The organism is uncultured Campylobacter sp., from assembly GCF_937997595.1.
Classification (GTDB): Bacteria; Campylobacterota; Campylobacteria; order Campylobacterales; family Campylobacteraceae; genus Campylobacter_B.
Genome location: NZ_CALKTS010000320.1, coordinates 1 through 3,700, shown reverse-complemented (window position 1 = coordinate 3,700; position 3,700 = coordinate 1). Strand labels below are relative to the sequence as shown.

4 protein-coding genes are annotated in these 3,700 nt (G+C 47.9%); all 4 read right to left on the bottom strand.

Annotated features, from left to right (window positions below; genetic code table 11):
- The coding region (locus Q0614_RS10850) for a shikimate dehydrogenase (protein ID WP_298788680.1) at window positions 1-530 on the bottom strand (530 nt) is incomplete at its 3' end.
- Entirely contained in the window at window positions 530-1,561 is a 1,032-nt protein-coding gene (locus tag Q0614_RS10845) for a hypothetical protein (protein WP_298788678.1), read from the bottom strand. The genes Q0614_RS10850 and Q0614_RS10845, both read right to left, overlap by 1 nt.
- Window positions 1,562-1,655: 94 nt before the next feature.
- The gene (locus Q0614_RS10840; protein WP_298788676.1) at window positions 1,656-2,903 is read right to left on the bottom strand and encodes a serine hydroxymethyltransferase; all 1,248 of its coding nucleotides are present in this window, start codon (window positions 2,901-2,903) and stop codon (window positions 1,656-1,658) included.
- 2 nt (window positions 2,904-2,905) lie between these two features.
- On the bottom strand, window positions 2,906-3,700 hold a 795-nt coding region (locus tag Q0614_RS10835; protein ID WP_298788674.1), incomplete at its 5' end, for an amino acid--tRNA ligase-related protein.

Genomic DNA, 3,700 nt, shown 5'->3' with positions numbered 1-3,700 from the left:
CCCGCGCCAGTGGCATTGACGATCAGATCGTAGTCTTTGGATCTAAAATTTTCATAGGTAAAAAATTCCTCGCAGCCGAAGTCAAAATCTTTTGCGCTGCGATTTAGGATGTCAAATTTCACGCCGTTTTCGCCTAGCGCGTAGCCGATCGCTCGCGTCGTGCCGCCCGCACCTAAAATAAGCGCATTGCGAATCTCGCCAAAATCCAAGATCGCGCAGAAAAAGCCTTGCGCGTCGGTGTTAAAGCCGTGCAGCACGTCGCCTTTTAGCACTAGCGTGTTTACCGAGCCGATCTGCTTAGCCGCCTCACTTAGGATGTCGCATGCTTTAAATGCGTCGAGCTTAAAAGGCACGGTCACGTTCGCGCCGCAAAGCTCTAAAGCTTCAAATTTAGCTCGCAGCTCCTCGCCGCGTTGCAGCAAAACCCGCCCGTAGTAGGCATCCAGCTCCAAAAATTTTATAGCGTAATTATGAAGTAGCGGCGAGAGTGAGTGGGCGATCGGGTTGCCGAAAACCGCAAATCTGTCCACTATTTCACTCGGTAGATATACGCTCCGCTATTGATGCTGCGCATATCGTTAAGTGCCTTTTGTAGCGCCTCACCCTCAAAAGGTCCAACTAAAATTTTAGTCACGCTCTTGCTGCCGACGTGAGTTTGCAGAGCGATCGGATTATAGCCTTTTTTAGTGATTTTTTTAGTGTCAGACCCGTTTGGATCGTAGGCATTTGATGCGAAAACCTGCACATAACTGCCGTTTGCCACGCTGGTGCTGGTGCTCTTTGCTGCAACGCCAGCCTTTACGCTCTCGCTTTTAGACTCTGGCTTGCTAGCTTCTTTTTTAGACTCAGGTTTTGCTGGCTCTTTTTTGGCTTCAGCTTTCGCATGTTCCTTTTTAGCTTCCGTTTTTGAAGGTTCTTTTTTAACTTCTGCTTTTGCTTGTTTTTCGGGTTCTTTTTTAGGCTCTACTTTTTGCTCGACTTTTCTAATTTCGGTTTTAGAAGGTTCTTTTTTGATCTCGTCTTTTGCAGACTCTTTTTTAGGCTCGGACTTTTTTACGTCAGTTTTTTCAGACTTTTTGGCTTCGTCTTTAGGCTCAATCTTTTTACTTTCTATTTTAACTTCGGATTTTTTTGGCTCTTCTTTGATTTCGGGCTTTTGGATTTCTACTTTCTGCGCTTCAGGCTGAGCGCTTGCGACGACCTTACTTTCGGAATTAGGTTCTTGGGTTTTTATCTCTACTTTGGTTGGAGCTGCAGATGCTATATTGGGTTCTGATTTCACCTCTACAGGCTCAGGCTGCGAAGGCTCAGGTTTTTGAACTTGTACGGCAGGCTTTTGCTCCGCTTTGGCAAGCTCTTCTTCACTAGGCATAGTAAGACCTGCGTTAGTATCAATATCGTCTTTATTAATAGCCTTCATTATGATTAAAATTATTAAGAATAAAACTACGACGCCGGCTGCGACGGTAAGACCCTTTTTCAAATTCGCGTTCTTATCGACATTGCCGCTATTGATCACTATGTCGTCTATGCTGCTCATATCGAAATTTTTATCGTTCATACTCTCTCCTAAGATTATTATTTACTTTGTAAATTCTACCACGCAAAATTTACGAAATAGATAATTCGGGTAAGCTTACCCGAATTTATTAAATTTAATACATCGCGCGGTCGTAGATGATAAAGCGGTGCGCCAAATCCCGCACTTCCTCTTTAACCTGCGCCTGAAGCTTGGAATTTGAGATGTCGCTTAGTACGTCGGCGATTTTATTTCCGATAAACTCAAATTCTTTCTCCTTCATTCCGCGCGCGGTAAGTGCGGGGCTGCCGACGCGGATACCGCTGGTGACGAATGGACTGCGAGTCTCGCCCGGAACGGTGTTTTTATTCGTCGTGATGCCTGCGTTTTCAAGCGCGGCGCTAGCGTCCTTGCCGCTAAAATCCCTATTTAAAAAGCTCATTAAAATCAGATGGTTATCGGTGCCGCCGCTAACGAGATCAAAGCCGCGCCCAACCAGCGTCTCGCCCAAAACTCTAGCGTTTGCCTTGACCTGCTTGGCATAGACCTTCCACTCGGGGCTTAGATTGTGTTTAAGGCCCACCGCTTTTGCGGCGATGACGTGCATTAGCGGACCGCCCTGAATGCCGGGGAAGATCGCCGAGTTGATCTTTTTAGCAAATTCCTCGTCGTTTGTCATTATGATGCCGCCGCGCGGACCACGAAGCGTTTTATGCGTTGTCGAGCTTACGACGTGGCAGTGCGGAAACGGATTAGTATGTTCGCCTGCAACGACTAGCCCTGCAACATGCGCTATGTCGGCGAAAAGAAACGCGCCCACGCTATCTGCGATCTGTCTAAATTTAGCGAAATCTATCTCGCGCGTATAGGCGCTCGCACCGCAAACGATCATCTTGGGCTTTACGATCTGAGCGATCTCAAGCACCTTATCGTAGTTTATGCAGCCGTCGAGCTCTACGCCGTACTCGAAGCTCTCATACATCTTTCCGCTGCTTGAGACCTTCGCACCGTGCGTCAAATGGCCGCCGTGGCTAAGCGCCATACCTAAAATTTTCTCGCCCGGTTTCAAAAACGCGGCATATACGCCTTGGTTGGCTTGGCTGCCGCTGTTTGGCTGGACGTTTGCAAACTCACAGCCGAAGAGCTTTTTGCAGCGATCGATCGCGATCTGCTCAATCTCATCTACGAACTCGCAGCCGCCGTAGTAGCGCTTGCCGGGATAGCCTTCGGCATATTTGTTCGTTAGCACCGAGCCCATCGCCTCCATCACCTCGGGATAGGTGAAATTTTCGCTCGCAATCATCTCCAAATAATCGCACTGGCGAGCAAGCTCTTTGTTGGTTAAACTAAAAATTTCATTATCGAATTTTTCTAAATTTGACACGTTCACTCCTTCTCTAAATTTAGCGGTCTCATCGCAGGGAACAAAATCACGTCGCGGATCGACTTTTTATTCAGCAAAATCATCGCCAAGCGATCGATTCCAAGCCCCCAGCCGGTAGTCGGCGGCATCGCGTAGCTAAGCGCGCGAACGTAATCCTCATCCATCTCGTGCGCTTCGTCGTCGCCTGCATTTTTGGCATCGATTTGCGCCTTAAATCTGGCGTATTGATCGAGCGGATCGTTCAGCTCGTTAAAGGCGTTGGCTAGCTCTTTACCTGCGATGTAAAGCTCAAATCTCTCGGCTATCTGCGGATTTTCGTCGCTTCTGCGCGAAAGTGGGCTGATCGAGATCGGAAAATCCACGATGAAGGTCGGATTTATGAGCTTAGCTTCTACGTAATTATCAAAAAGTTCGCTCTGCAGGTGGCCGAGATCGAGCTTTTCATTGACTTCAAATTTATCCTCTTTGAGTTTGGCGATGATCTTTTCGCGATCATTTACGATACGTGGCTCGATGCCGCCTATCTGCGTAAGCGCGTCGAGATACTTTATGCGCGCAAAAGGCTTTGAAAAATCGATCTCGCGCTCATCGTAGGTTAAAATTTCGCCCAGCCCGAGCCTCTTAAACAGCGCTTTAAATAGCTCCTCGGTTAGGTTCATCGCGTCGTTATAATCATGCCACGCCCAGTAGAATTCTATGCTGGTAAATTCCGGATTGTGCGTCAGATCCATACCTTCGTTGCGGAAGTTTCGGTTGATCTCAAAGACCGCCTCCATGCCGCCTACGACGAGGCGCTT

Excerpts from the sequence above, each read along its gene's own strand:
- Q0614_RS10845 (WP_298788678.1), bottom strand. The coding sequence starts at position 1,561 with ATGAACGATAAAAATTTCGATATGAGCAGCATAGACGACATAGTGATC.